The 26,853-nt window shown below is 69.2% G+C and carries 25 protein-coding genes and 1 pseudogene; 10 read left to right on the top strand and 16 right to left on the bottom strand.

Translation table 11 applies throughout. The annotated features are described in order from the left end of the window. Window positions 1-106: 106 nt before the first annotated feature. From AQI95_RS26245 to AQI95_RS26230, 4 genes are all read right to left on the bottom strand, one after another. Window positions 107-523: a DUF6113 family protein gene (locus tag AQI95_RS26245; RefSeq protein WP_067128734.1), complete on the bottom strand. Its 417-nt coding sequence runs from the start codon at window positions 521-523 to the stop codon at window positions 107-109. Next, window positions 520-1,380, bottom strand: a complete 861-nt coding sequence (gene mshB, locus AQI95_RS26240; protein WP_067128730.1) for an N-acetyl-1-D-myo-inositol-2-amino-2-deoxy-alpha-D-glucopyranoside deacetylase — start codon at window positions 1,378-1,380, stop codon at window positions 520-522. The genes AQI95_RS26245 and mshB overlap by 4 nt, the downstream gene beginning before the upstream one ends. A 90-nt stretch (window positions 1,381-1,470) precedes the next feature. Next, window positions 1,471-2,415, bottom strand: coding sequence for a helix-turn-helix domain-containing protein (locus tag AQI95_RS26235; RefSeq protein ID WP_208614267.1), 945 nt, complete (start codon window positions 2,413-2,415; stop codon window positions 1,471-1,473). A 226-nt stretch (window positions 2,416-2,641) separates the two neighbouring features. After that, a complete protein-coding gene (locus AQI95_RS26230) occupies window positions 2,642-3,109 on the bottom strand; it encodes an ATP-binding protein (RefSeq protein WP_067128724.1) in 468 nt (155 codons plus the stop codon). Window positions 3,110-3,215: 106 nt separating this feature from the next. On the opposite strand from AQI95_RS26230, the gene AQI95_RS26225 reads away from it, so the two are divergent. Next, on the top strand, window positions 3,216-4,076 hold the full coding sequence (locus AQI95_RS26225; protein ID WP_067128721.1) for a helix-turn-helix domain-containing protein: 861 nt from the start codon (window positions 3,216-3,218) through the stop codon (window positions 4,074-4,076). Then, entirely contained in the window at window positions 4,073-4,324 is a 252-nt protein-coding gene (locus tag AQI95_RS26220) for a DUF397 domain-containing protein (RefSeq protein ID WP_067128718.1), read from the top strand. The genes AQI95_RS26225 and AQI95_RS26220 overlap by 4 nt, the downstream gene beginning before the upstream one ends. On the opposite strand, the gene AQI95_RS26215 is transcribed toward AQI95_RS26220, so the two are convergent. From AQI95_RS26215 to AQI95_RS26205, 3 genes are all read right to left on the bottom strand, one after another. Continuing rightward, window positions 4,266-5,591, bottom strand: a complete 1,326-nt coding sequence (locus AQI95_RS26215; protein ID WP_067128715.1) for an MFS transporter — start codon at window positions 5,589-5,591, stop codon at window positions 4,266-4,268. The genes AQI95_RS26220 and AQI95_RS26215 overlap by 59 nt on opposite strands. After that, on the bottom strand, window positions 5,570-6,727 hold the full coding sequence (locus tag AQI95_RS26210) for a serine/threonine-protein kinase (RefSeq protein ID WP_107121747.1): 1,158 nt from the start codon (window positions 6,725-6,727) through the stop codon (window positions 5,570-5,572). The genes AQI95_RS26215 and AQI95_RS26210 overlap by 22 nt, the downstream gene beginning before the upstream one ends. A gap of 63 nt (window positions 6,728-6,790) precedes the next feature. Then, window positions 6,791-6,985, bottom strand: a complete 195-nt coding sequence (locus tag AQI95_RS26205; protein ID WP_067128709.1) for a hypothetical protein — start codon at window positions 6,983-6,985, stop codon at window positions 6,791-6,793. A gap of 165 nt (window positions 6,986-7,150) precedes the next feature. On the opposite strand from AQI95_RS26205, the gene AQI95_RS26200 reads away from it, so the two are divergent. Further along, a complete protein-coding gene (locus tag AQI95_RS26200) occupies window positions 7,151-9,289 on the top strand; it encodes a S9 family peptidase (protein WP_067128706.1) in 2,139 nt (712 codons plus the stop codon). A 132-nt stretch (window positions 9,290-9,421) separates the two neighbouring features. Here the strand turns inward: AQI95_RS26200 and AQI95_RS26195 are convergent, their stop codons facing one another. Genes AQI95_RS26195 through AQI95_RS26175 form a run of 5 tightly spaced genes read right to left on the bottom strand, consistent with a single transcriptional unit; the run spans window position 9,422 to window position 14,976 of the window. Next, on the bottom strand, window positions 9,422-10,483 hold the full coding sequence (locus tag AQI95_RS26195; RefSeq protein WP_067128703.1) for an ABC transporter ATP-binding protein: 1,062 nt from the start codon (window positions 10,481-10,483) through the stop codon (window positions 9,422-9,424). Further along, window positions 10,467-11,450 carry an ABC transporter ATP-binding protein gene (locus AQI95_RS26190; protein WP_067128700.1) on the bottom strand — a complete coding sequence of 328 codons (984 nt, stop codon included), beginning with the start codon at window positions 11,448-11,450 and terminating at the stop codon, window positions 10,467-10,469. Before AQI95_RS26190 ends, AQI95_RS26195 begins: the two co-directional genes overlap by 17 nt. Before the next feature lie 7 nt (window positions 11,451-11,457). Beyond that, a complete protein-coding gene (locus tag AQI95_RS26185) occupies window positions 11,458-12,438 on the bottom strand; it encodes an ABC transporter permease (protein WP_067128696.1) in 981 nt (326 codons plus the stop codon). Further along, entirely contained in the window at window positions 12,431-13,351 is a 921-nt protein-coding gene (locus AQI95_RS26180; RefSeq protein WP_067128693.1) for an ABC transporter permease, read from the bottom strand. The genes AQI95_RS26185 and AQI95_RS26180 overlap by 8 nt, the downstream gene beginning before the upstream one ends. A gap of 5 nt (window positions 13,352-13,356) precedes the next feature. Further along, window positions 13,357-14,976 carry a peptide ABC transporter substrate-binding protein gene (locus AQI95_RS26175; RefSeq protein WP_067128690.1) on the bottom strand — a complete coding sequence of 540 codons (1,620 nt, stop codon included), beginning with the start codon at window positions 14,974-14,976 and terminating at the stop codon, window positions 13,357-13,359. 489 nt (window positions 14,977-15,465) lie between these two features. On the opposite strand from AQI95_RS26175, the gene AQI95_RS26170 reads away from it, so the two are divergent. From AQI95_RS26170 to AQI95_RS26150, 5 genes are all read left to right on the top strand, one after another. Next, the gene (locus tag AQI95_RS26170; protein ID WP_067128687.1) at window positions 15,466-16,494 is read left to right on the top strand and encodes an ABC transporter permease; all 1,029 of its coding nucleotides are present in this window, start codon (window positions 15,466-15,468) and stop codon (window positions 16,492-16,494) included. A gap of 75 nt (window positions 16,495-16,569) precedes the next feature. Beyond that, entirely contained in the window at window positions 16,570-18,351 is a 1,782-nt protein-coding gene (locus AQI95_RS26165) for an ABC transporter substrate-binding protein (RefSeq protein WP_067128684.1), read from the top strand. Window positions 18,352-18,432: 81 nt separating this feature from the next. Then, window positions 18,433-19,413, top strand: coding sequence for an ABC transporter permease (locus AQI95_RS26160; protein WP_067128681.1), 981 nt, complete (start codon window positions 18,433-18,435; stop codon window positions 19,411-19,413). Between the two features lie 12 nt (window positions 19,414-19,425). Beyond that, a complete protein-coding gene (locus AQI95_RS26155; protein ID WP_107121746.1) occupies window positions 19,426-20,451 on the top strand; it encodes an ABC transporter ATP-binding protein in 1,026 nt (341 codons plus the stop codon). A 26-nt stretch (window positions 20,452-20,477) separates the two neighbouring features. Beyond that, the gene (locus AQI95_RS26150; RefSeq protein ID WP_067128676.1) at window positions 20,478-21,521 is read left to right on the top strand and encodes an ABC transporter ATP-binding protein; all 1,044 of its coding nucleotides are present in this window, start codon (window positions 20,478-20,480) and stop codon (window positions 21,519-21,521) included. 403 nt (window positions 21,522-21,924) lie between these two features. On the opposite strand, the pseudogene AQI95_RS26145 reads toward AQI95_RS26150, so the two are convergent. Beyond that, window positions 21,925-22,194: pseudogene (locus tag AQI95_RS26145) on the bottom strand (hypothetical protein); the annotation flags it as partial. On the opposite strand from AQI95_RS26145, the gene AQI95_RS45220 reads away from it, so the two are divergent. Together AQI95_RS45220 and AQI95_RS26135 are read left to right on the top strand one after the other, a co-directional pair. Next, window positions 22,076-22,378, top strand: a complete 303-nt coding sequence (locus AQI95_RS45220) for a DUF397 domain-containing protein (protein WP_425264904.1) — start codon at window positions 22,076-22,078, stop codon at window positions 22,376-22,378. The pseudogene AQI95_RS26145 and the gene AQI95_RS45220 overlap by 119 nt on opposite strands. 64 nt (window positions 22,379-22,442) lie before the next feature. After that, window positions 22,443-23,183 (top strand): class I SAM-dependent methyltransferase, encoded by a 741-nt coding sequence (locus AQI95_RS26135; protein ID WP_067128667.1) that lies wholly within the window; start codon window positions 22,443-22,445, stop codon window positions 23,181-23,183. A gap of 379 nt (window positions 23,184-23,562) precedes the next feature. On the opposite strand, the gene AQI95_RS26130 is transcribed toward AQI95_RS26135, so the two are convergent. The 3 genes from AQI95_RS26130 to AQI95_RS26120 are packed head-to-tail and all read right to left on the bottom strand — an operon-like array spanning window position 23,563 to window position 26,803. Then, window positions 23,563-24,687 carry an ABC transporter ATP-binding protein gene (locus AQI95_RS26130; protein ID WP_067128664.1) on the bottom strand — a complete coding sequence of 375 codons (1,125 nt, stop codon included), beginning with the start codon at window positions 24,685-24,687 and terminating at the stop codon, window positions 23,563-23,565. 60 nt (window positions 24,688-24,747) lie between these two features. After that, window positions 24,748-25,812: an ABC transporter ATP-binding protein gene (locus tag AQI95_RS26125; RefSeq protein ID WP_067128660.1), complete on the bottom strand. Its 1,065-nt coding sequence runs from the start codon at window positions 25,810-25,812 to the stop codon at window positions 24,748-24,750. 10 nt (window positions 25,813-25,822) lie between these two features. Next, on the bottom strand, window positions 25,823-26,803 hold the full coding sequence (locus AQI95_RS26120; protein ID WP_067128656.1) for an ABC transporter permease: 981 nt from the start codon (window positions 26,801-26,803) through the stop codon (window positions 25,823-25,825). Window positions 26,804-26,853 lie beyond the last annotated feature (50 nt).

The raw sequence follows: 26,853 nt of genomic DNA, 5'->3' as shown, positions 1-26,853 counted from the left end.
GCTCGGCGGCGCGCACCACCATACTGGCCACTTCTGGCGCTCATCCCGGGACCGTCGAGGAAACCCACACCGGACTCGCACGCGCGCCGCACGGCGAAGTGGTACGTCACTTGCCAAGTCGGGCGGGACCGCCGCGAGGTTGCCGCCCGGCGCCAAGGGTGGCACAGATCACAGCGAGAGCCATGCCGCCGAGCAGGAAGAGATACGAGGTGCCTCCGGCGGCGAACAGGAAGTCGCCCTCCGGCCGCGCGGTGGTGAGCAGGACGACGGCGACGATCCAGCCCGCCACGGGTGCGACCGCCCCGCCCCGGCCACCGGTCGCGTACGCCCCGCCGAGGAACAGCCCGGCCGCGCCCACGAGGGCGAGCAGCAGCCCGCCGGGGAACCAGGCGGCCTGGACCAGGGTCCCGGCGAGACCGGTGACGGCACCGAGCAGGAAGAGTCCGGCATGTGCGGCGACCCGTGCGGCCGAGGGCCGTTGCAGTGGCTGGGCGAGCAGCGAGCCCTGTCCCCCGTCGGTCATGACGTCCCCTCCAGGTCGAGTCCGGCGAACAGGTCGCTCTCCCCGGGCTCGGCCGTGCCCCGCACCAATTCGTAGTACTCGGTGGTGAACAGCGGCTGGGCCAGTTCGTTGGAGAGCGCGAAGTACGGCTCGGCCACGTCGATCTGGGTGGCGTGGGCGCGCATCGCGGCGGCCTTGGCGGCGGCGTGGGCGGCGCCGTCGACGGCGGTGGTGACCCGCTCGTCGTCGACCACGCCGGGTACGTCGTCCATGGACGCGCTCTTGTCGAAGGGCAGCACGGGCAGCTCGTCCTCCAGGCGGGCGAAGGCGGCCTCGACGACGGTGCGCGGGACGCGGTTCCAGTACACCTTGTCGATCCGGTGCCCGCGCTCGGCCGCGAGGTCCACGGCGCGCATGGCGACGCGGTGGGCCTGGATGTGGTCCGGGTGGCCGTAGCCTCCCTGGTCGTCGTAGGTGACGAGGACCTGGGGGCGGACGTCCAGGATCACGTCGGCGAGGTGGCCCGCGGCCTGGTCCACGTCGGCCTGCCAGAAGCATCCGGGGTCGTCGTTGTCCGCGATGCCCATCATCCCGGAGTCGCCGTAGCGTCCCGCCCCGCCGAGCAGCCGGGCGTCGCCGACGCCCAGTGCGCGCACGGCCTCGGCCAGCTCCCCACGCCGGTGCGCGCCCAGCGCGGGCCCCGTCAGATGCCGCAGCCCGGCCGGGATGACCTCACCCCGCTCCCCGAGCGTGCAGGTGACCAGGGTCACGTGCACGCCTTCGGCCGCGTACCTGGCCATCGTCGCGCCGTTGTTGATCGACTCGTCGTCCGGGTGCGCGTGCACCAGCAGCAGACGCCGAGCGGGCAGTTCCGTCATGGGCACCACCCTACGAGGCACTCGTCTCATCCTTGTAGAGCGGCAGACCGTCCGTCGGGATGGTCCGGTCGGCGATGGTGACGTACGAAGTCACACTTGGCCCGGTACCGATGACCGGAATTCGTCGGCTTCACGCCGGGCGGCCTCCAGGAGATCGGTTCGGCAGTCGCGGCAGCGGCCGGGGTGAGGTGAGCGGAAGACGCGCTCGCAGCCGTCGCAGGTCTGGAGCGGGTGGCGTACGGGCGGCGGGGCCGCCGGTGCGCGGAACGGCGGTGGGGGCGGCAGCTGGGCGGCGAGCCGGTGGGCCAGCAGGGCGGCCGGGCGTCGTGGCCCTTCGGGTGGAAGGTCGCCGGTCAGCGCCTGCCGTACGGCGGCGGCGCTGACGTCCCGCTCCAGCCAGGCGGCGACGCCGGGGGCCAGATGCGCCGTGTCGGCGGCCGAGAGGAGCAGGCACGGGTCGTGGCGACGCAGGTCCGCGAGGAGGTCGGTGGCGGCCCGCACGAGGGCCGGGGCCGCGCAGGACGGTTGCGGCACGGCCGGGAGGGGTTTGCGGGCGGCGCGGGGCTGGCGCGTCGCCGGTGCCGCCGCCGGTCGGGCCGGCCGCTGGGTCGGGCAGCCGGAGCTGCCGGAGGGGTGGCGCCGGGCCATCGGCTGGTTGCAGGAGACCGTCCGCGTGACGATACGGCCGCCGGGGACGCGCGCCCGCTCGCGGCGCAGGTAGCCGTGGGCCTCCAGTTCGCGCAGCGCGGCGGCGATACGGGTCGCTCCCTCCGGGAACCGTACGGCCAGGCTCTTGATGTCGACGCGGGCGCCCTTCGGCAACGACTGGATGTGGCAGGCCAGTCCGATCGCGAGGAGCGAGAGGTCCGGGTGCTGGGTGAGGTGGTTGCCGATCACCGTGAAGCGCGCGGTGTGGCGGGTGTGCTCGTGGACGAGCCCGCCGGAATGCCGGGGTCGGGGACCCCGGTTCGGGTGCTTGTCGCCCGTGACAGGGGGCTGGGCGTACGGGGGCACGCTAGGGTTCTGCGTATCCATCGGGAAGCTCCTACTTCCTCGGTGGTCAGGCCCTCGCACTGGGATGCCAGTCCCGGCGAGGGCCGTCGCATGTCTGCGGTTGTGTCGTGTTGCGCTGAGCGTAGAGCCGCCAGGGGCCGCGAAATCCAGCTGCCTCGGGCATATTCACCCGGCCGAGTGAGCATGGGGGCGCGGGCGGGAGGGGTGGGGCTTGGTGGGGTTCTTTCCCCAGGTCCGTCCTTGGCTTTCAGTCGCGTGCGCCACCGGAGCCCGTGGGGGCGGGTTCCGGTGACGGAAGGGCCAGTTCGGCCCAGACGGTCTTGCGCGGGAACCGGCCCTCGGCGACGTCCCAGCGGTCCGCCAGCGCGTCCACGAGCAGCAGCCCGCGCCCGGACTCGGCCTGCGCGTCCGGCACTTGGAGTCTGGGCGGGCGTTCACCGCGCGTGTCGGTGACCTCGATCCGCAGGACGGCGCCGACGACGTAGAGCGTCAGCCGGAAGCTGCGGCCGGGCAGCCGGCCGTGGGTCGCGGCGTTGGCTGCAAGCTCGGCCACGATCAGCGTCGCGGGATCCGCCGGAAGCCCCCAGCTCCGGAGCTGGTCCGCCGCGAGCAGCCGGGCCAGGCGGGCACCTCGCGGGGTGGAGGACAGCAGGACGGTGAAGTTGGGGATGCCGCCGTCGAGTTGGGTCGGATCCTCGGCGATTTTCTGATTCACGTCACTCAGAGTGGCCGGTGGCGCTTACGGTGATGAGTGACCAAGCCGTTGCGTACGGTGACTGTCCAGCGGTTGTCCGGTGTGTCTGCGCTTGTCAGGAGGGGTGATGACGGACGAGGTCAAGGGCGAGGCGGACGAGCCGGGTTGGGAGGTGGATCCGGACGACGAGTGGGGTGTCGCGGTCATCGCCACGGTCGGACGCCAGCTGAAGCTCCGCCGGGAAGCGGTGGGGATGAAGGCCGGTGACTTCGCCAAGGCGGTCGGCTACGGCGAGGACATGGTCTACAAGATCGAGGGCGGGAAGCGGATTCCCAGGCCGGAGTATCTGGACAAGGCCGACAGGGTGTTGCGGGCGGGTGGGCTCATCTCGGCCATGAAGGAGGACGTGGCCAAGGTCCGGTATCCGAAGAGGGTTCGGGAACTGGCGAAACTCGAGGCTCAGGCGGTGGAGATTGGCATCTACGAGAGCCACAGCATCAACGGCCTGTTGCAGACACCGGAACACGCCAGGTCCTTGTTCCAGGCCATGCAGCCCCCGTACTCGCCGGACGAGGTCGCTCGCATGGTGGCCGCCCGCACGGCTCGTGGATCCGTGTTCGAGCGTTCTCCCGCGCCCGCGCTTAGTTTCGTCCAGGAAGAGGCGGCGCTACGCCGCCCCCTCGGCGGCAGAATGGTGTGGCGGCACCAGCTTGAACACCTGCTGGAGGTGGGCCGCCTGCACAACGTCGTACTCCAAGTAATGCCGTTGGACTGCGAAACCCACTCCGGGCTGGTTGGTCGGATCGAGCTGCTGAAGTTCCCGGACGGTACGGCGGTGGGGCGCTCCGACGGCGCGTTCAACGGGCGGCCGATCACCGATCCACGGCAGCTTCGCGTCCTTGAGCTGCGCTATGGCACGATCCGGGCTCAGGCGCTCTCTCCACGAGAGTCGCTGGCCTTCATCGAGCACCTGCTAGGAGAGAAATGAAGCTGGCATGGTTCAAGAGCAGCTACAGCAGCGGCAACGACGGCAACTCCTGCGTCGAAGTAGCCCTGGACTGGTTCAAGAGCAGCTACAGCAGCGGCCCCGACGGTGACTCCTGCGTCGAAATCGCGATAGCACCCCGCGCCATCCACGTCCGTGACTCCAAGACCGCCACCGGCCCCCAGCTCGCCCTCACGCCGGACGCGTGGGCCCGCTTCCTGCCGTACGCGTCGGACGCGTACCCGCGCTGATCAGCGGGGCGGCGAGGACGGCCGCGAGCAGGACGGCGGCGGTCGCGCCCCAGAGCATGCGGGGGGAGTCAACCGTGACGAGCAGGACCGAACCGATCGTCCCGCCCAAGTACTGGGTCACGGTGAGAGCCGCCGACGCCGCGCCGGAGTGCTCCGGGGCGACGGCGTCGGCCGCCAGAGCGTAGAGCGGCATGAAGGCGGTGCCGAGGCCGAAGCCGATGACGAGCATGCCGACCAGGTCGGGCGCGTGGCCGTCGACGGACTCCGTGGCGATCATGAGCACCAGGCCGAGAGCCGTCGTCAGCAGTCCCGCCACGACCAGGACGCGGGGCGCGACACGGTGCAGCAGGCGCGCGGAGACCTGGGTGGCGCCGAGGACGAGCGCGATGAAGAGGAGCAGGAAGTTCATTCCGGCCGCGGTCGGGGCGTAGTCGCGCAGGGCCAGCAGGTAGAAGTTCAGGATCCCGAAGAGGCCGAAGGTGCCGACACCCGAGAGGATCATGGTCAGGTAGCAGCCGATCCGACCGCGGTCCCGCAGGACGTACGGCGGAATGAGCGGGCTCGACGTCCTCGTCTGCCACCACAGGAAGGTCACCAGGGCGAGGGCGCCGCCCGCGAGCGGGATCACGGCCAGAGGGGCCGTCCAGGCGTCCTGTTCTTCGGCGTGGTAGTGACCGAAGGTGAGCGCGGCGACCGAGGCGAAACCGAGCAGCGCGCCGAGCGCGTCGAAGCGGGCGCCGGCGCGGCGCGGCGCGTCGTGCACGAGGGTGAGCACGCCGACCAGGGCGACCGTGGCCACCGGGGCGGCGGCGAAGAGGCACAGGCGCCAGTCCGTCGCCTCCGCCAGCCATGTGTTCGGCAGCACCGCGCACGCCGCACCGCCGACGCCGACCGAGGCGTAGATCCCGAAGGCCCTGCGGCGTTCCTTCGGGTCGCTGAAGGCGGTGTTGACCAGGGCGAGCGCGGACGGTGTGACCAGCGCGGCGAAGACGCCCTGCAGGGCGCGGGCGACAGCCAGCATCCCGGCCGCGGTGGAGGCGCCGCCGAGCAGGGACGCCAGCGCGAATCCGACCAGGCCGGCGACCAGGGTCCGTCTCGCTCCGACGCGGTCGGCGAGCTGCCCGCCGAAGAGCAGCAGGCCACCGAAGAAGAACCCGTAGGCGAGGGGCGCCGGCCCCCCGACGCCCAGGTGCAGGTCGGCCTGGGCGAACGGCCACCACCCCGGATGCGCCTGGAAGAGCACGGTCAGCTGCGCCAGCGCGAGCACCGCGAGCCCCCACCAGCGCCGAGGATGCGGGCCCGAGGGGGGCCGGACGCCCGGGGCGGGAGTCGTCGGGGTGTAGCCGGGCGGCGGCGGCAGCGGAACCGACACCTGCGGCTGAGGCGGGACTTGGGGTTGCGGCTGGGCCTGCGGCCGTGGCTCGACCCAGACCTGGGGCTGGGCGAGCGCGGCGCGCGGTCCGGCCGAGCGCCCGGCGCGTCCGCGACGGGCTCGGGGCGCGGCACGGGGGCGAAGTCCAGCAACCCGGCGGCGTGGCGGCCCAGTTGGGCCAGTACCGCGCCCGGCAGCCATTCCCCGTCCCGTTCCGTCTGCGTGCGCTCGGCCACCTGCTGCGGGGTGGGCCGCTCGGCCGGGTCCTTGTGCAGGCACGCGCGGACGAGGTCGATCAGCGACTCGGGTACGCCGGTCAGGTCCGCCTCGTCCTCGGCGATCCGGAAGAGGTGGGCGTTCAGGCCGGTCTCCGAGGCGCCGAAGAGGAGGCGCCCGGTGGCGGCGTGGACGAGGACGGCGCCGAGGCAGAACACGTCGCTGGCGGGGGTGAGTTCGAGGCCGCGGACCTGCTCGGGCGACATGAAGCCGGGAGAGCCGATCAGCATGCCGGTGCGGGTGTGCAGGCTGTCCCCGGAGAGGCTGTCCATCGCCCGTGCGATGCCGAAGTCGATGACGCGGGGGCCGTCGACGGTGACGAGCACGTTGGAGGGCTTGAGGTCACGGTGGATCAGGCCCGCCGCGTGCACGGCCTGGAGGGCGAGGGCGAGCCGGTTGGCGAGGAAGCGGACCGAGTGCTCGGGCAGCGGCCCGAAGTCCTTGGCGACCACGGTGCTCAGGTCGGGCCCGGGAATGTACTGGGTCGCGACCCAGGGCACGGCGGCCTCGGGGTCGGCGTCGAGCACGTCCGCCGTGAAGCTTCCGCCCACCCGCCGGGCGGCGGCCACCTCACGGGCGAAACGCCTGCGGAACTCGTGGTGCCCGGCGTAGTCGGCCTGGACGACCTTCACGGCGACGGTGCGTCCGCCCTCGTCGCGCCCCAGATAGACCAGCCCCATGCCGCCTTCGCCCAGCCGGGCGATCAGTCGGTACGGGCCTATACGAGTCGGGTCATCGGAGCGCAGTTGGTCCACGGCTGGAAGATAGTGCAACTATCCAACCGAGCGCGAGGCGATCTCGGAACTCGGCGCCACCGATCAGAACTTGATACTGCCGATCATGCTCGCGACGTTCGTCGTCAGCTCGCTGATCGTGGGGGCGATGGTGGAGGAGGCCAGATAGAAGCCGAGCAGGATGCAGACGACCGCGTGACCGCCTTTCAGCCCCGACTTCTTGATCAACAGGAAAACGATGATCGCCAGCAGCACCACCGCCGAAATCGAGAGTGCCACGGCGGCTCACCTCCAAAGATCGCCAGATCTAGATCAGTTGAGCAAAGTCCACGCAGACGCAGGCAGGTTCATACCCACACAGCGGTAGTGATCATAACTATGCGTGCTCGCGCATCGCTCGGCGCACGGCCGCACAAGGGGGCGCATGGCCAATATGGTCGGGGTATGACGACCGAGTCTGACTCCTTCCCCCGTCGGCACGCCCGGACCCAGCGATTCACGCTCGGCGCGCCGCGTGCGTTCACCGTGGCACCGGACGGTTCGCGTGTCGCGTTCCTGCGTTCCGCCTCCGGCACCGACCGGACCAACTCCCTCTGGGTCATGGACCTTGCGGAGGGCGAAGAGCGCCTGGCGGCCGATGCCGGCGCCCTGCTCGGCGGCGCCTTCGAAGAGCTGTCGACCGAAGAGCGGGCGCGCCGCGAGCGCAGCCGCGAGGGCGGCGCGGGCATCGTCGGCTACGCCACAGACACGGCCCTGGAGTTGGCGTCTTTCGCCTTGTCAGGGCGGCTTTTCACGGCCGATCTGCGGGTCGGCACGACGCGTGAACTCCGGGTCCCGGGACCGGTGATCGACCCGCGTCCCGCCCCCGACGGCCGGCACATCGCCTACGTCTCGCGGGGCGCGCTGCGGGTCGTGGGCGCCGCAGGTGAGGACGACCGGGCGCTCGCCGGACCGGAGTCCGCGGACGGGCCCGGACAGATCACCCACGGGCTCGCGGAGTTCATCGCGGCCGAGGAGATGGGGCGCTCCCGGGGCTTCTGGTGGGCGCCCGACGGGCGCCGGCTGCTCGTCGCGCGCGTGGACGACACGCCGGTACGGCGGTGGTGGATCGCGGACCCGGCCCACCCGGGGCGTGAGCCACGCAACATCGCGTACCCGGCGGCGGGCACGCCGAACGCGGACGTACGGCTGTTCGTGATCGGCCTCGACGGAGAGCGCACGGAGGTGGCGTGGGACCGGGCACGCTATCCGTATCTGGCCCATGCGCACTGGTCAGCGGCGGGTGCGCCGCTGCTGCTCGTCCAGGCGCGGGACCAGCGCAGCCAGCTGTTCCTGGCGGTGGACCCGGACACGGGGGCCACCCGGATGGTGCACGCCGACGAAGATCCAAGTTGGCTGGAACTTTTCCCTGGAGTGCCCTGCTGGAGCCCCTCGGGGCAGCTCGTCCGGATCGCGGACGAGGGTGGCGCCCGCGTGCTGGCGGTCGGTGAACGGCCTTTGACCAGCGCTCAGTTGCACATTCGTGCGGTGCTGGACGTGGGTGCGCAGGACGTGCTGGTTTCCGCCTCGGCGGGCACGGAGGCGGAGGAGCCCGAGATTGGCGAAGTCCATGTGTACCGGGTGAACGAACTGGGCGTGGAGCGCGTGTCCCAGGAGCCGGGCGTGCACACGGCGGTGCGGGCGGCGGGCGTGACGGTGCTCGTGTCCGCGACGCCGGACCGTCCGGGCACCCGGGTCCAGGTGCTGCGTGACGGAAAACCGGCGTCGGCTGTCCGGTCGTACGCCGAAGATCCCGGTATGTCCCCACGGGTGACGCTCACCCATGGGGGCGCACGCAGAATTCCGTGCGCCGTGCTTATGCCGCGGGACTACCCCGGTGACACTCCCCTGCCCGTCCTCATGGACCCCTACGGCGGCCCGCACGGACAGCGGGTGCTCGCCGCGCACAACGCCCACCTCACCTCGCAGTGGTTCGCCGACCAGGGCTTCGCGGTGATCGTGGCGGACGGGCGGGGCACCCCGGGGCACTCGCCGACCTGGGAGAAGTCGGTCCGGGACGAACTGGCCGCCACCGTCCTCGCGGACCAGGTGGACGCGCTGCACGCGCTCGCCGAGGAGTTCCCGCTGGACCTGGGCCGGGTGGCCGTGCGCGGCTGGTCGTTCGGCGGCTATCTGGCGGCCCTCGCGGTGCTGCGCCGCCCGGACGTCTTCCACGCGGCGGTCGTCGGCGCTCCCGTCACCGACCTGCGGCTGTACGACACCCACTACCAGGAACGCTACCTCGGCCTCCCGGACGAGCAGCCGGAGGTCTACCGCCGCAACTCGGTGATCGACGACGCGGGCCTGGTCGACCCGGCCGAACCGCACCGCCCGATGATGATCATCCACGGGCTGGCGGACGACAACGTGGTCGTCGCCCACTCCCTGCGGCTGTCCTCCGCCCTGCTCGCCGCCGGCCGCCCGCACGAGGTGCTGCCGCTGTCCGGAGTGACACACATGACCCCGCAGGAGGCCGTCGCCGAGAACCTGCTGCGGCTGCAGCTGGACTTCCTGCGGCGTTCCCTTCCGCAGCGCGGCGAATGACCCTCAACCGCGTTAACACACGGGCAACTTCGGTGAATCGGCACCGATATACGGACGCGGAAGGCTGATCCGCGTACGGCCGTGCGGGTGCCGTGAACGGGCCGGGGTGCGCCATGTCATCCCGGCCCGTTGTCATCCCGGCCCGTTGCCGTCCTCGTCCCGCGCCGCGGCCATCTGCCCCTCCGCGGCGAAGTGACAGGCCGAGTCATGGGCCGCCGGCCCGGACACGTCACGGAAGGCGGCCGGCACCGCGAGGGCCGGCACCTCCCGGGCGCAGCGCTCCTGCGCCTTCCAGCAGCGGGTGCGGAAGCGGCAGCCGGAGGGGATGTCCGTCGGGGACGGCACGTCTCCGGTGAGGATGATCCGCTCGCGGTGTTCACGGGCCTCCGGGTCCGGGACCGGGACCGCGGAGAGCAGGGCCTGGGTGTAGGGGTGCGTGGGGTGGTCGTAGATCTCGGCGTCCCGGCCGATCTCCACGATCCGGCCCAGGTACATGACGCCGACCCGGTCGGAGATGTGCCGCACGATGGACAGGTCGTGCGCGATGAAGACGTACGACAGCTCGAACTCCGACTGCAGCCGGTCCAGCAGGTTGATGACCTGGGCCTGCACCGAGACGTCCAGGGCGGAGACGGGTTCGTCGGCGACGATGATCTCCGGGCGCAGCGCCAACCCCCGCGCGATGCCGATGCGTTGGCGCTGGCCGCCGGAGAACTGGTGCGGGTAGCGGTTGATGTACTCCGGGTTGAGGCCGACCACGTCCAGCAGTTCCTGGACCCTGCGGCGGCGGTCGCCCCTCGGCGCGACCTCGGGGTGGATGTCGTACGGCTCCCCGACGATGTCGCCCACCGTCATCCGGGGGTTGAGGGAGGTGTACGGGTCCTGGAAGACCATCTGGATGTTGCGGCGCACGGCCTTCAGGGCGCGGCCGGACAGCCGGGTGATGTCCTCGCCCTTGAACCGGATGGAGCCGGCCGTCGGACGCTCCAGGTTGCAGAGCATCTTGGCGACCGTCGACTTGCCGCAGCCGGACTCGCCGACGATGCCGAGGGTCTCGCCCCTGTGGAGCGTGAAGTCGACGCCGTCGACGGCCTTCACCGCGCCGACCTGCTTCCTGAACAGGACGCCCTGGGTCAGCGGGTAGTGCTTGACGAGCCCGTCGACCTCCAGGATCGGCTCACTGGTCGCGGTCATGCAGGCACTCCCTCCAGAAGTGGCAGGCGCTGCCGCGCACCTCGGAGACCTCGTACAGCGGGGGTTCGCCGGTGCGGCAGACGTCCTGGGCCATCGGGCAGCGCGGATGGAAGGAGCAGCCGGGCGGGATGTCCGTCAGGTTCGGCGGCAGGCCCTTGATCGCGTACAGCTCCTGGCCCTTCTGGTCCAGGCGCGGGATGGAGTCCAGCAGACCGCGCGTGTAGGGGTGGGCGGGAGCCTTGTAGATGTCGTGCACGGGCGCGGACTCGACGATCTTCCCCGCGTACATCACGGCGATCCGGTCGGCCACATCCGCCACGACGCCCAGGTCGTGGGTGATGAGGATCAGCCCCATGCGGTACTCGCGCTGCAACTCCGCGAGCAGATCCATGACCTGGGCCTGCACGGTGACGTCCAGGGCGGTGGTGGGCTCGTCGGCGATGACGAGCGCCGGCTCCAGGGCCAGCGCCATGGCGATCATGATGCGCTGGCGCATACCGCCGGAGAACTGGTGCGGATAGTCCCGCACACGCTGGGCGGCGGCCGGGATCCGTACCCGCTCCATCAGCTCGACGGCCTTGGCCCGCGCGTCCTTCTTCGACATCCCGCGGTGCACGACGAACATCTCGCCCAGCTGATCCCCCACGGAGATCACGGGGTTGAGGGCCGACAGGGCGTCCTGGAAGATCATCGCCATCCCGGCGCCCCGGATCCTCCGTCGCTCCTCTTCTTTGAGCCTGAGCAGATCCTGCCCCTGGAAGAGGATCTCGCCGCCGGTGATCCGCCCCGGCGGCATGTCGAGGATCCCCATCACGGCCTGCGCGGTCACCGACTTGCCCGACCCCGACTCCCCGAGCACGGCGAGGGTCTCCCCCGCGTCCACGCGGTAGCTCACCCCGTTGACCGCGTGCGCGACCCCGTCCCGCGTCCGGAACTCCACCTGCAGATCCCGTACTTCGAGCAGCACGACCCCATCACCTCAACTTCGGATCCAGGGCGTCGCGGACCGCGTCGCCGAGCATGATGAAGGCCAGCACCGTGAGGGCCAGGGCGCCCGAGGGCCACAGCAGGGCGTGCGGGGCGTTGCGGACGTAGGGGGACGCGGCGGAGATGTCGATGCCCCAGGAGACGCTGGGCGGCTTCAGCCCCACACCGAGGTACGACAGGGTCGCCTCCAGCGCGATGTAGGTGCCCAGCGCGATGGTCGCCACGACGATCACCGGTGCCACGGCGTTCGGGGCGATGTGGCGCAGCAGGATGCGGGAGTCGGAGGCGCCGAGGGCGCGGGCGGCCTGGACGTAGTCGTTCTGCTTGACGGTGATGACCGAGCCGCGTGCGATACGGGAGATCTGCGGCCAGCCGAGCAGCACCATGAAGCCGATGACCGGCCAGACCGTGTTGCTCGTCACCACCGACAGCAGCACGAGGCCGCCCAGGACGACCGGGATCGCGAAGAAGATGTCGGTGATCCGGGACAGGACCGAGTCCCAGACGCCGCCGAAGTAGCCCGCCAGGGCCCCGAGCACCGATCCGACGACGGCCACCCCGAGCGTCGCCAGCACGCCGACCGTGACGGACGTACGGGCGCCGTAGACCGTGCGCGTGTAGACGTTGCAGCCCTGGCCGTCGTAGCCGAAGGGCGCGCCGGGGCCCGCGCCGTCCTGGGCCTTGGCGAGGTCGCACTTCAGGGGACTGCCCGAGGCGATCGCCGCCGGCCACAGGGAGATGAAGACCAGGAAGACGATGACCAGCGCCGACACGATGAAGACGGGGTTGCGGCGCAGGTCCCGCCAGGCGTCGGACCAGAGGCTGTGCGGCCTGCCCGCCGGGCCCGTGCCCCCGGGGCCGCCCGCAGTCCCCTCCAGGGTCTCCGCCTCGCTCACGCCCAGGTCCATCGCGGCGCCCATGCCGGTCCCGGCGATCGCCCCCTCGGGTTCGTGCGGCTGCTCAGGCATAGCGGATCCTCGGGTCGAGTACGGCGTACAGGAGGTCGACGAGGAGGTTGGCGACGAGGAAGACGAGGACGAGGACGGTCACGAAGCCGACGACCGTCTGGGTGTTCTGGCGCAGGATGCCCTGGTAGAGCTGGAAGCCGACGCCGTGGATGTTGAAGATCCGCTCGGTGACGATCGCACCGCCCATCAGCGCGCCGATGTCGGCGCCGATGAAGGTGACGACCGGGATCAGCGAGTTGCGCAGCAGATGACGGACGACGACCCGCCGCGCGGGCAGGCCCTTGGCGACCGCCGTGCGCACATAGTCGGACCGCTTGTTCTCCGCGATGGACGTCCGGGTCAGCCGGGTGACGTAGGCGAGGGAGACGGAGGCGAGGACCAGGCCGGGCACGATCAGCTCGTCGAAGCTTCCGTAGCGGACGGAGGGGCTGATCCACTGCCACTTGATGCCGAGCAGCAGCTGGAGCAGCAGGCCGGTGACGAAGGTGGGCACGGAGATCACCACGAGGGTGCCCAGCAGCACCCCGGTGTCGATGGGCCGCCCGCGGCGCAGGCCCGTCACCACGCCCAGCGTCACGCCGATGACGATCTCGAAGAGGATGGCGACGATCGTGAGCCGGATCGTGACGGGGAACGCCGAGCCCATCAGCTCGGTGACCTTCTGGCCGTTGAAGGCGGTGCCGAAGTCGCCGGTGAAGAGGTTGCCCATGTAGGTCGCGTACTGCTGCCAGAGCGGCTTGTCCAAGCCGAACTCCCGCTTCAGCTGGGCGGCCGTCGCCGGGTCGCAGGCGCGCTCGCCGCACAGGCCCGCGATGGGATCGCCCATCACGTTCACCATCACGAAGATCAGCAGCGTCGACCCGATGAACACCGGGATCATCTGCAGCAGCCGCCGTGCGACATAGCGCCCCATGGGGATCAGCCGACCTTGATCTCGTTGTAGACCGGGACGCTGAAGGGGTTGAGGGCCACGTGGGAGAGCCGGTCGGTGTAGCCGGCGCTGCCGTTCTGGTACCAGAGCGGGATGGCCGCCATGTTGTCGCGGACGACCTCCTCGGCCTGCTGGAAGAGCCGGACGGCGGTGGCCCGGTCGGTCTCGGCGTTGGCCCGGTCGACGAGCCCGTCGAACCGCTTGTCGGACCACAGGCCGTCGTTGGAGGAGGCGCCCGTGTAGTACAGCGGCTGCAGGAAGTTCTGGATCAACGGGTAGTCCATCTGCCAGCCGGCCCGGAAGGGACCGGTCATCTTGTGCCCGGTGGTCTGGTTGCGGAAGTCGGCGAAGGTGCCGATCGGGTTGCCGACGCAGGCCTTGTCGTTGTCGAGCGCGTTGTTGATGGAGTTGCACACGGCGTCCACCCACTGCTTGTGGGAGCCCGTGTCCGCGTTGTAGGTGATCCTCAAGCGCCCGCCGGGGATCCCGCCGCCCTCCTGGATCAGCTTCTTGGCCTGCGCGGGGTCGTAGTCGCAGGCGGGGCCGCACAGCCCGGCCTTGAAGCCGCCGGCCACACCGAGGACCGGGGAGGTCCAGTCGGTGGCCGGGGTGCGGGTGCCCCGGAAGATGGTCTCGGTGATCTGCTTGCGGTTGATCGCCATGGACAGGCCCGTGCGGACCTTCCGCGCCCCGTCGGTGTTCCACTTCGGGTCGTAGTACGGGAAGGCCAGGGTCTGCAGGATGCCGGCCGGGGTGTTGATGTAGCGGCCGTTCAGGTCGGTGTCGACGTTCTTGAGCTGGGTGGCGGGCACGTCGTCGACCAGGTCGAGGTTGCCCGCCAGCACATCGGTGTAGGCGGTGTTGCTGTCGGTGTACACCAGCAGCGTCACCCCTACGTTCTGGGCCGGGTCGGGGCCGGGGTATGCGTCCCACTTCTTCAGGGACATGGCGGAGCCCTTGGCGTACGACTCGATCTGGTACGGCCCGTTGCCGACCGGCTTCTTCAGCCAGGCGGCGTGGTCGGTGAAGAAGGCGCGCGGCAGCGGGGCGTAGGCCGCGTAGCCGAGGGTGTCGGGGAAGGTGGAGAACTTCTGGTTGAGCTTGACGGTGAAGGTGCGGTCGTCGACCACCTTCAGTCCGGACAGGGTGTCGGCGCTCTGCGCGCCGCTCTCGGGGTGCACCTTGTCGTAGCCGTCGATGTAGCCGAAGAAGTACGCGTTCTTCTGGTTGTTCTTCAGGCCGGCCCCGTAGTTCCAGGCGTCCACGAAGGAGTGGGCGGTCACCTTCTCGCCGTCGGAGAAGGTCCAGCCGCCCTTCAGCCGGATCGTGAAGTTCCGCGAGTCCGGGGTGTCGATGCGCTCGGCGAGCATGTTCTGGGCCTTGCCGGTGCGCGGGTCGTACTTCTTCAGGCCCCGGAAGACCATGTCGAGGACCTTGCCGCCCTGCACCTCGTTGGTGTTGGCCGGCTCCAGCGGGTTCTGCGGGTCACCCCAGGAGGAGGTCAGCACCCCGGCACCGCCGAAGCCGCCACCGCTCCCGCAGGCGGTGGCCAGCAGCCCCCCGGCGATCACACAGGCGGCCCATCGGGCGTGCGTGGCTCCCCGCATGGCTGCCTCCTCCGGGGCTCGTCCGAGACTCGTCCGCGATCACGAATCCGATACCGGCCAATATCGGCTCATGAGCCGCATACCGCATGCCCGCTGCCGGATTGAGGGGCCTTTAGGGGGACACGTCATCCGAATGCAGGCGACCGGCGGGAGCCACTTGGATGATCTCTGGAGGACCGCGCAACAGATCTCCACGCAACGATGCCGAAACGTTGGATTACGACGTGCCGATGTACGCATTTCGGCACACCACCGTCCGCATATCGAACTCATTGACCGATTCGTCCAGTTAGTCCGATGTGAAGCACAGATTGATTACGGCGTGCTACCCGCGTAGCTACGGAACGGCAAAGTACGAGTAAAGAAGGTAAAGAGGCAACCAAGGGGGTCGAGAATTTATTGACCTTGAATGAATTGCGTTGAAAAAGTCCGGCGTAGCCCGTAGGGGAGCGCCCTGCGGAGCCTTGACGCCACAAGGCACGGAGCATCATGACCCCCGCAACCCCTTCCTCGGCCGCCCCACTCGAGGTGACCAAAGAGGACAGCGCCACATCGGCGAAGCCCGGCAACCCCAAGGGCACCGAGAGCCGCTCTCCGGGACGGCTGGCCTGGACCCGCTTCAAGCGGGACCGGGCGGGCGTCATATCCGCCTTCGTGGTGATCTTCTTCTTCGTCGTGGGCATCGGCGCGCCGCTGATCGCCAAGCTGTACGGCAAGGACCCGTACACGACGTACGGCATGAACATCCCGGGCCTGTTCAACGAGTTCAACTACCCGGTCAAGCCCAACGGCGGCATCAGCTCCGACTTCTGGTTCGGCATCGAGCCGCAGCTCGGGCGGGACGTCTTCACCTTCCTGCTCTACGGCATCCGCAACTCGCTGCTGATCGCCACCGCCGCCGCGCTGTTGACGACCCTGCTCGGTGTCGTCATCGGCATCACGGCCGGCTACCTGGGCGGCAAGACGGACTACTTCGTCGGCCGCGTGATCGACATCCTGCTGGCCTTCCCGCAGACGCTGTTCTTCATCGCCTTCTGGCCCGTGGTCATGCTGATCTTCGTCCCGCCGACGGACAACACCCCGGTTTGGCTCACCGTCACCAGCCTGATCATCGTGATGACCGTCTTCGGCTGGGCCTCCATCGCCCGTCTGCTGCGCGGCGAGGTGCTCGCCCTGCGTGAGCGGGAGTTCGTAGAGGCCGCCAAGGTCACCGGCGCCTCACCGGCCCGCATCATCTTCAAGGAACTGCTGCCCAACCTGTGGACCCCGATCCTCATCCAGGCAACACTCCTCCTCCCCGCCTACGTGACCGCGGAAGCGGGTCTCGCCTTCGTCGGCGTCGGCCTCTCGGACCCCACCCCCGACTGGGGCGTGATGATCCAGAACGGCGCCAAGGTCTACCAGAACGACATCACCTTCATGCTCTTCCCGGGCCTGGCCATGGTGATCTTCGTCGTCGCGTTCAACCTGCTCGGTGACTCGGTCCGCGACGCCCTGGACCCGAAGACCAAGCGCTGAGTTCCGCCCCCGGCCCGGCGACGGGGCTCGGCCGGGGTCACGTATCTCTTGTCATCCACTACGAACGGGGCAGCCATGTCTCTCTCCCGCAGAAACTTCGTCATCGCCACCTCTGTCGCGGCCGCGGGCTCGACGCTGCTGTCCGCGTGCAGCAGCGGCGGCGGGGGCGGCAACGGCACCCCGAGCGCCGGCGCCACCAGCTACACGGGCGCCAAGGTCACCATCGGCACGAAGGCCGACTCCACCGGCCCGGCCCCGGAGATCCCCGGCGCGAAGAAGGGCGGCACGATCTACGGCCTCGCGCCGGACGACTTCTCGCACCTGGACCCGCAGCGCATCTACTACGCGTACAACTCCACGGTGGCGCTGCTGCTGCACCGCTGCCTGACCAGCTACAAGATCGACTCCACCGGTCACCAGAAGCTGGTCGGCGACCTCGCCACCGACACCGGCACCCCCTCCAAGGACTACAAGACCTGGACCTTCACGCTGAAGGAGGGTCTGAAGTGGGAGGACGGCAGCGAGCTGACCGTCGACGACGTGCGCCACGGCATCGAGCGCCTGTGGGCCCCCTTCATCACCGAGTCCGCCACCTACGTCCAGATGGCGCTGACCGGCAAGGGCGCCAAGTGGCGTGACGCCTACGAGGGTCCCTACAAGGGCAAGCACCTGGACTCGGTCGTCACCGACAAGGCGAAGCGGACGATCACCTTCAAGCTGGCTGAGCCCAAGCCGGACTTCAACTTCACGCTGGCGATGCACTCGTACGCCGCCACCTCGGTGAAGCTGGACACCAAGGAGAAGTACGACAAGACCCCGGCCTCCAGCGGACCGTACAAGATCAAGGCGCACACCACCGACAAGTCGATGGTGCTGACCCGCAACAAGTACTGGGACCCGGCCACCGACTCGATCCGCAACGCCTACCCGGACGGCTTCGAGTTCATCTTCGGTGTCGAGACTCTCGACAGCACCGACCGCCTGATCGCCGACCAGGGCAACGACCAGTACGCGGTGTCGATCTACAAGGGCGTCCCGGCCGAGCGCATCCAGAAGGTGCTGACCGACCCGGAGCTGAAGAAGCGCACCTTCAACGGCCTGATCACCGGCACCTACTACTACCCGATCAACACCAAGCGCATCACCGACCTCAAGGTCCGCCAGGCCCTCATCCACGCCTGGCCTCTGCAGCAGATCCGGCAGATCTACGGCGGCCCGTCCGCCGGTGACATCGCGACCACGATCCTCAGCCCCGACATCATCGGCTACGAGAAGTACGACCTCTACGGCAAGCTCACCAAGCCGCAGGGTGACCCGGAGAAGGCCAAGGCTCTGCTGAAGGAAGCCGGCAAGCTGGGCCAGAAGATCGTGTACGCCTTCCCGCAGGACCCGACCTACCTCAAGACCAAGGTCGTCATCGAGAACGCGCTGAAGGCGGCCGGCTTCACGCCGGTCATGAAGCCGGTCGACTCCACGTCGTACTACGACCAGATCCAGCAGATCAACAACCAGTACGACGTGATGTGGTTCGGCTGGTCCCCGGACTGGCCGACCGCCTACACGATGATCCAGCCGGTGTTCGACGGTGCCGCCATCGGCAACGGCCAGAACAACGTCTCCCAGACCAACATCAGCTGGATCAACGACGCGATCAAGAAGAACGCGGTGATCCCGGACCAGGCCGAGGCCGGCAAGGCCTGGGCCGCCCTGGACAAGAAGATCATGCAGGAGGTGGCGCCGATCATCCCCGAGACGTTCACCCGCCGCTTCTACGTGTACGGCTCGAAGGTGGGCGGTGCCCAGTTCGACCCGAACTTCTCCGCGACCCTGCTGTACAAGACCTTCGTGAAGGCCTGACGTACGACCCCTGGCGGGGCGGCCCCGGTGCCGCCCCGCCGCCTCACCCCCTCCGGCATCCGTCAGGAAAACCCAACTGCCATGCTCCGCTTCCTCATCCGCCGGACCCTCGGCGCCGCTGTGATCCTGCTGATCATCAGCGCCCTGGTGTTCGTCCTGTTCTACGCCGCTCCGCGTGACCCCGCCCGCATCGCGTGCGGCAAGGTCTGCACCCCCGAGACCCTGGCCCTGGTGAAGAAGAACCTGGGGATCGACCACTCGCTCCCCGTGCAGTACTGGGACTGGCTCAAGGGCATGTTCGTGGGGCGCGACTACGCCTCCTTCGGACACTGCGACGCGCCGTGCCTCGGCTACTCGTTCCAGAACCGCGAGCCGGTACTCGCCACCATCGAGGACCGCTTCCCGACCACGCTCTCCCTCGCCCTCGGCAGCGCCGTGGTCTTCCTGATCTTCGGTGTCGGCACCGGCATGCTCGCCGCCGTGAAGCAGGGCAAGCCCCTGGACAAGATCGCCAGCTCCGCCTCGCTGATCGCGTCCTCGATGCAGATCTACGTCGTCGGCGTCCTCGCCACGTACTTCCTCGTGGACCAGTGGCATCTGCTGGACCGGGCCAACTACACGCCGTTCACCGACGACCCGGGCAAGTGGTTCACCGGTCTGCTGGTGCCGTGGCTGGTGCTGTCGCTGATCTTCACCGCCAACTACACCCGTATGACGCGCTCCCAGATGGTCGAGTCGCTCAGCGAGGACTACGTCCGCACGGCCCGCGCCAAGGGCCTCTCCCGCCGGACGGTGTTCTTCCGCTTCGCCTGGCGCGGTGCGATGGGCCCGATCATCACCATCTTCGGCCTGGACCTGGGCGTGCTGCTCGGCGGCGCGATCATCACCGAGTCGACCTTCAGCCTCCAGGGCATCGGCCGGCTCTCGGTGAAGGCGGTCGGCACCAACGACCTGCCGATGCTGCTGGGTGTCGTCCTCGTCGCGGCGGCCGCAATCGTCATCTTCAACATCATCGTCGACGCGGTGTACGCCCTCATCGACCCGCGCGTGCGCCTCGCGTAAGGAGAGCGAATCATGAGCACCCCCTTCCTCTCCCTGCGCGACCTCAAGGTCCACTTCTCCACCGAGGACGGCGTCGTCAAGGCCGTCGACGGCCTCTCCTTCGACCTGGAGAAGGGCAAGACCCTCGGCATCGTCGGCGAGTCCGGCTCCGGCAAGTCCGTCACCAACATGGCGATCCTCGGTCTGCACGACCCGCGGAACACCACGATGGACGGCGAGATCGTGCTCGACGGCAAGGAGCTGATCAGCGCCAGCGAGACCGAGCTGGAGAAGCTCCGCGGCAACAAGATGTCCATGATCTTCCAGGACGCGTTGGCCTCTCTCTCGCCGTACCACACCATCGGCGCACAGATCGCCGAGACGTACCGCAAGCACACCGGCTCCTCCAAGAAGGAGGCCCGGGACCGTGCGATCGAGATGCTGCGCCGCGTCGGCATCCCGCAGCCCGACGTCCGCGTGGACGACTACCCGCACCAGTTCTCGGGCGGTATGCGCCAGCGCGCGATGATCGCCATGGCGCTGGTCTGCGACCCCGAGCTGCTGATCGCCGACGAGCCGACCACGGCCCTCGACGTGACGGTCCAGGCCCAGATCATGGACCTGCTCAAGGACCTCCAGCAGGAGTTCGGCACCGCCATCATCTTCATCACCCACGACCTCGGCGTCATCGCCGACATCGCGGACGACGTGCTGGTGATGTACGGCGGCCGGTGCGTGGAGCGCGGCACCAAGAAGCAGGTGCTGAGCGCCCCGGACCACCCCTACACCCTGGGCCTGCTGAACTCGATGCCGAGCCTGGACGGCCCGGTCGACGTGCCGCTGTCCCCCATCCCCGGCTCCCCGCCCTCGCTGCTCAACCCGCCGACCGGCTGCCGCTTCCACCCGCGCTGCGCGTTCGCCGAGAAGGTCTCCGGCGGCCTGTGCTCGTCCGAGCAGCCGAAGCTCGAGGTGACCGAAGGCCGAGGCTCCGCCTGCCACCTCACCTCCGACCAGAAGCGGGACCTCTTCGCCGACTTCGCCGCAACCCGGCACAACTGACGGAAACCAGACGGGACTTCACGACCATGAGCAACACGAACCCCCTCCTGGACGTCTCCGGGCTCACAAAGCACTTCCCGATCAAGGGCGGCTTCCCGATCCGCCGCACGGTCGGCGCGGTGCAGGCCGTGGACGGCCTGGACTTCCAGGTCGCCGAGGGCGAGAGCCTCGGCCTCGTCGGCGAGTCGGGCTGCGGCAAGTCGACCACCGGCCGGCTGATCACCCGCCTCCTCGAACCGACCGGCGGCAAGGTCACCTACCGCGGCCAGGACATCACCCACGCGAACCGCAAGCAGCTGGCGCCGATCCGCTCCGAGATCCAGATGATCTTCCAGGACCCGTACGCCTCGCTGAACCCGCGGCAGACGGTCGGCAAGATCATCTCCGGCCCGATGGAGATCAACGACATCAACCCGGAGGGCGGCCGCGAGAAGCGCGTCCGCGAACTCCTGGAGATCGTCGGCCTCAACCCGGAGCACTACAACCGCTTCCCGCACGAGTTCTCCGGCGGCCAGCGCCAGCGCATCGGCGTGGCCCGCGCCCTCGCCCTGGAACCGAAGCTCATCGTCGCCGACGAACCGGTCTCGGCGCTCGACGTCTCCATCCAGGCCCAGGTCGTCAACCTCCTCCAGAAGGTACAGAAGGAACTGGGCATCGCCTTCGTCTTCATCGCCCACGACCTGGCGATCGTCCGCCACTTCTCGCAGCGCGTGGCCGTGATGTACCTCGGCAAGATCGTCGAGATCGCCGACCGCGACGACCTGTACAACAACCCGCGCCACCCCTACACCCGGGCCCTGCTCTCCGCCGTGCCCGAGGCCACGGTGGACGCGGAGCCCCGCGAGCGCATCCGCCTGGCCGGCGACGTGCCCTCTCCCATCAACCCGCCCTCCGGCTGCCGCTTCCGCACCCGCTGCTGGAAGGCGATGGAGAAGTGCGCGTCGGAGGCACCCCCGCTGGTGCAGGTGGACGGCAACAAGCCCGGCCACCTCACGGCGTGCCACTACCCGGAGGCGACGGAGTCGGTCCCGGCCCCCCGCCTCTCCAAGGACCCCGAGGCAGCGGCCTGACACACCCCTTTTCCGTCAGCCGCCCCTCGCGGAACGGACTTTCACCGGCCCATTGACCCGAGCCCCTGAACGTCCGCTCCAGGGAAAGAAGGCCCGCGTCTTCCCGGACGCGGGCCTTCGGCCTGACACCGGCACCCCATCCGGTCACGATTGGCAGACCTGCGCCACGTCCAGGGCACGCCCCGGCGCCCACCCCCCGGCCCAAACCTGCCAATCCCACCCCCGCCCGGCCGCCACCGCCCGGCGCCGGGACAACGGCTGCCTCAGAGCCCGGTACCGGCCAGGCCCATCACCCTTGCGGTCCGCTCGCTCGCTCGCTTGCGCAGCGGAACGGAAGCGCCCTTGACTCACCTCGCGGAAGCCCGACACCGACCGATAAGCGAGTGGCCCAACGGCCCCGCACTCACTCCGTGTCGAACAACTCCGCCGCGTTCGTGGCGCGCACGGCGCGCTGGGCCCAGACCTCCAGCTGGCCGGGGTCCGTGCAGGCTTCGACACACTCACGGACAGAGTCGGGAACCGGGATACCGCGCCACTCCAGGACATGGAGGACCATCTCACGGCTCTTTTGGACGCGGCCCTCTTCCCGGCCCTCTTCCCGGCCTTCTTCGCGTACCTGCTCGGCCAGCGGGTGTCGCCAGAAGTACTGGATCGCGGTCATCAGGTCCCTCCACCCGCGGAAGTCGTCCTACTCCGGCGGTGGCGAGGGCAACGCATGTGTCGAAGTCGCGGACCTCGACACCCACATAACCATCCGCGACTCAAAGTCCCCCACCAGCGCCACCCTCACCTTCCCCCTCGCCGCCTTCGCCCCCTCCATCCAGGCCCTGAAGTCTGTGTGTTCCAGCAAGAGTTGAGAGAGCCTCAAGAAGTGCACCGGAACCTGACACACCGTTCAGCATCGTGTGTCAGACTGCCGCGGTGGTAGATCATTCGTTCACCGATCTCACGCTCGCCGCGCTCTACGACAGCCTCAACCCCTGGGGACCGGGTGACGACTTCTACCTCGGTCTGGTGCGGGAGGCCCGCTCAGTGCTGGACATCGGGTGCGGCACCGGGCGGCTGCTGCAGCGGGCCCGGGCGGAGGGGCACCGGGGCCGGCTGATGGGGCTCGATCCGGCCGCCGCCATGCTCGTACAGGCCCGCCGGGCCCGGCCGGATGTCGACTGGGTGCTCGGGGACACACAAGTGCGGCGGTGGGACGGCGAGTTCGACCTCGCCGTCATGACGGGGCACGCGTTCCAGGAGCTGGTCGGGGACGAGGAGATCCGGAGCTGCCTGCGCGCGGTCCGCGCGGCTCTCGGCACCGGTGGACGGTTCGTGTTCGAGACCCGCAACCCGGCCGCCCGCGCCTGGGAGCGGTGGACCCCGGAGCGCGTACACGAGATCACCGCCGCCGACGGCACCCCGGTACGGGTATGGCACGAGGTGCAGGGCAATGGGCTGCGCGGGGGCCGGGTGCGGTTCACGGAGACCTACGTCGGGGAACACTGGCCGGTCCCTCGGGTCTGCCACAGCGTCCTGCGTTTCCTGGCGCCGGAGGCACTCTCGAACCTTCTGGCCGAGTCCGGTCTCACCGTCGTGGAGCAGTACGGGGACTGGCGACGGACGCCCCTCACCCCCACCAGCCCCGAGATCATCTCGGTGGCCCGGCGGACCTAGGGGGTGCCGCAGGGTTGCCTCCGGCGCCCGTGACGGTGAACACCCGCTGATCACTCGCCCTTGATCCTTCTCGCCGGGGTAGATTCCCGGCATGCCCGGCCACGGCTCGGCGAGGGCGTGCACATCGCACGGTTCGAGAAGCTGAAGCCCGCTCTGGTTGGCGCGGCCGGGCTCTACTACCTGCTGATGCACGGCCTCTTCAGCTGCTTCGGTCCGAGCATCACGACGGGACGGGACGAAGAGCGACGTGCTGAGGCGTCACTTCACCGTGGTGGCGGACCAGCAGGTCCGCGGTCGGCGCGTGACGGTGTACGAACGCCGCTGATGCCCCGACTCCGGTCCCACCGCTCCGCCAACCCGCCAACCCTCTTCTCGGCCCCTACTCCGCCTGCCCCTCCTCCAGCGCCGCCAGTGCCGGATCCAGCACGATGTCCTCGTCCCGGCCCTCGATCGTCGGCTCCTCCGGGAAGTGGCAGGCCGTCAGATGGTCCGCGCGGTTGCCGGAGATCTGGATCAGTGGCGGCTCCTGCGCCGCGCACTTGTCCTGGGCCTTCCAGCAGCGGGTGCGGAAGCGGCAGCCGGAGGGCGGTGAGATGGGTGAGGGGACGTCGCCGGCCAGGCGGATGCGCTCGCGGGCGCCGGCCGAGTCCTCGTCCGTGAGGTTCACCTCGGGGACGGCGGACAGCAGGGCGTGGGTGTACGGGTGGCGCGGCCGGGTGTAGATGGAGTCGCGGTCGCCGACCTCGATGATCTTGCCGAGGTACATCACGGCCACGCGCTGCGAGAAGTGCCGTACGACCGCGAGGTCGTGGGCGATGAAGAGGAACGCGATGCCGAGTTCCTTCTGGACCTTCTGGAGGAGGTTGACGACCTGGGCCTGGATGGAGACGTCGAGCGCCGAGACCGGCTCGTCCGCCACGATCAGCTTCGGCTCAAGGGCCAACGCCCGTGCCACACCGATACGTTGACGCTGGCCGCCGGAGAACTCGTGCGGGAAGCGGTTGTAGTGCTCCGGGTTGAGGCCGACGATCTCCAGGAGTTCGCGGACGCGCTTCTCGCGGCCGCCCTCCGGGTTGATGTCGTTGATCTCCATCGGGCCGGAGATGATCTTGCCGACCGTCTGCCGCGGGTTCAGCGACGAGTACGGGTCCTGGAAGATCATCTGGATCTCGGAGCGGATCGGCGCCAGCTGCTTGCGGTTCGCGTGGCTGATGTCCTGGCCGCGGTACGAGATCGTCCCGGTCGTCGGCTGCAGCAGACGCGTGATCAGCCGGCCCGTGGTCGACTTCCCGCAGCCCGACTCGCCGACCAGGCCGAAGCTCTCCCCGGCGTGCACGGTGATGTCGATGCCGTCCACGGCCTGCACCGCGCCGATCGTCCGGCGGATCGGGAAGCCGCCCTTGACGGGGAAGTGCTTGGTCAGTTTCGAGACCTGAAGCAGCGGTTCCCCGTCCACGCCGGCGTTCTTCTCGCGCGAGGCCGGGAGGACGATGTCCTCGGTCATGACGTTGTCCTCCTAGGACGACTGATGACGGTGACAGTGACGGTGACGGTGACGTGACCACTAGCCCAGTCGGGGCTTGATCTCCTCGATGAAGATGGTCCGCTTCTGGTCCGCGGTGAGATGGCAGGCCGACGCGCGGTCGGGTGCCAGCAGCGGGCGCTCGCGCACACAGCGGCCCGTGCCTTCGACCCGGTCCTGGAAGGTGCAGCGGGGATGGAAGCGGCAGCCGGACGGCGGGGTGAGCAGCGAGGGCGGGGAGCCGGGGATCGGGGACAGCGGGGCGCCGAGGTCGGAGTCCAGGCGCGGCATCGAGTTCAGCAGGCCCCAGGTGTACGGGTGCCGGGGCGCGCGCAGCACCTCGCCGGTGGTGCCCCGCTCCACCGCACCGCCCGCGTACATCACCATGATGTCGTCGGCCATGTCGGCGATCACCCCCAGGTCGTGGGTGATGAAGATGATGCCGGATCCGAACTCCTGTTGCAGGTCCTTGAGCAGATCGAGGATCTGCGCCTGGACCGTCACGTCGAGGGCCGTCGTCGGTTCGTCGGCGATGAGCAGGTCGGGGTCGCAGACCAGCGCCATGGCGATCATCGCGCGCTGGCGCATACCGCCGGAGAACTGGTGCGGATAGTCCTTCGCCCGCTCCACGGGGTTCGGGATGCCCACCTTGCCGAGCATCTCCACGGCACGCTGCCAGGCCTCCTTCTTCGAGGCCCCGTTGTGCTTCATGTACGGCTCGGCGATCTGCCGGCCGACGGTGTAGTAGGGGGAGAGCGCGGTGAGCGGGTCCTGGAAGATCATGGCGACCTTGTTGCCGCGCAGCTTCTCCAGCTCGGACTCGCGCGCGGTCGTCAACTCCCGCCCGTCGAGCAGGATCTCGCCCTCGACCGTGGTGAACATGGGGTTGTGCAGGCCGAGGATGGTCAGATTGGTCACCGACTTGCCCGAGCCGGACTCCCCCACGATGCCGAGCGTCCTGCCGCGCTCCAGATCGAAGGAGAGCCCGTCCACGGCCCGTACGATGCCGTCCTCGGTCTTGAAGCTGACGTGCAGGTCCCGCACCGAGAGCAGGGGACCGGCGCCGGCCGGGGTCGGAGCACCGGCTTCCTTGGTCAGAGTGGTCACGACAGTGCTCCTAGGACAGCCGTACGCGCGGGTCGATGAAGGCGTACAGGGCGTCGACGATGATGTTGAACAGCAGGATCATGCTGGCGGAGAAGAGCATCACGCCGAGCAGCAGCGGCAGATCGCTGAAGAAGACGGACTGGACGGCGAGTTGACCGAGTCCCGGCAGGGAGAAGGTGTACTCGGTGATGATGGCGCCGCCGAACAGCGAGCCGAGGTCGATGCCGAAGATGGTGACGATCGGGATCAGCGAGCCGCGCCAGGCGTAGCGGAAGAAGACGTACGCCCTGGACATGCCCTTGGCGCGGGCGGTGCGCACGTGTTCCTCCTGGAGCTGTTCGATCATCGAGGACCGCGCCATACGGGTGTACTGCGCGGCGAAGATCGTGGACAGCACCACCCAGGGGATGATCAGGCCGGTGAACCAGCTGACCGGGGACTGGCTGACCGGGTTGTAGGCGGGCTTGTCGAACCAGTGGGTCTGGTAGACGAGGATCGCCAGGGCCAGCGGGCCGAGGAAGTAGATCTGCAGGGCACTGATGACCATGGCGCCCGCGGTGGCCGTCTTGTCGATCAGCGTGCCGCGCCGCCAGGCGGCGAGCAGCCCGGTGCCGAGGCCGACGAGCAGGAAGCACACGGCGGCGCCCAGGGTGAGGGAGACCGTGGTGGGCAGCCGGTCCATCAGGGTGCCCCAGACTGCCTCGTTGGTGTGGTACGAGTACCCGAAGCAGGGGGCGGGGCAGGGTCCCTGGGCGAACTGGTCGCTGCCCATGACGAGGTTGTGCAGGAAGATCCCGTACTGCTCGGTGATGGGTTTGTCCAGGCCGAGCACATGGTGGATGTTCGCGATGCTGTCCGGGTTGCAGGTCTTGCCGCACATCAGCAGCGCCGGGTCCCGGGGCACCCCGAAGAACAGCACGAACGTGACCATGCTCAGCAGGAACAGAATGACGACGGCACCGATGAACCGGCGCACGAGGAAGCGCAGCATGACAGGGCAGCTCTCAGACGTCGGCGGCCTGGGCCGTGCCCGGCGCCCCC

Origin of the sequence: Streptomyces yokosukanensis, from assembly GCF_001514035.1 — a bacterium.
GTDB lineage: Bacteria > Actinomycetota > Actinomycetes > Streptomycetales > Streptomycetaceae > Streptomyces > Streptomyces yokosukanensis.
Note: the sequence above shows the minus strand (reverse complement) of the source record. Positions and strands in the feature narration are given on the sequence as shown.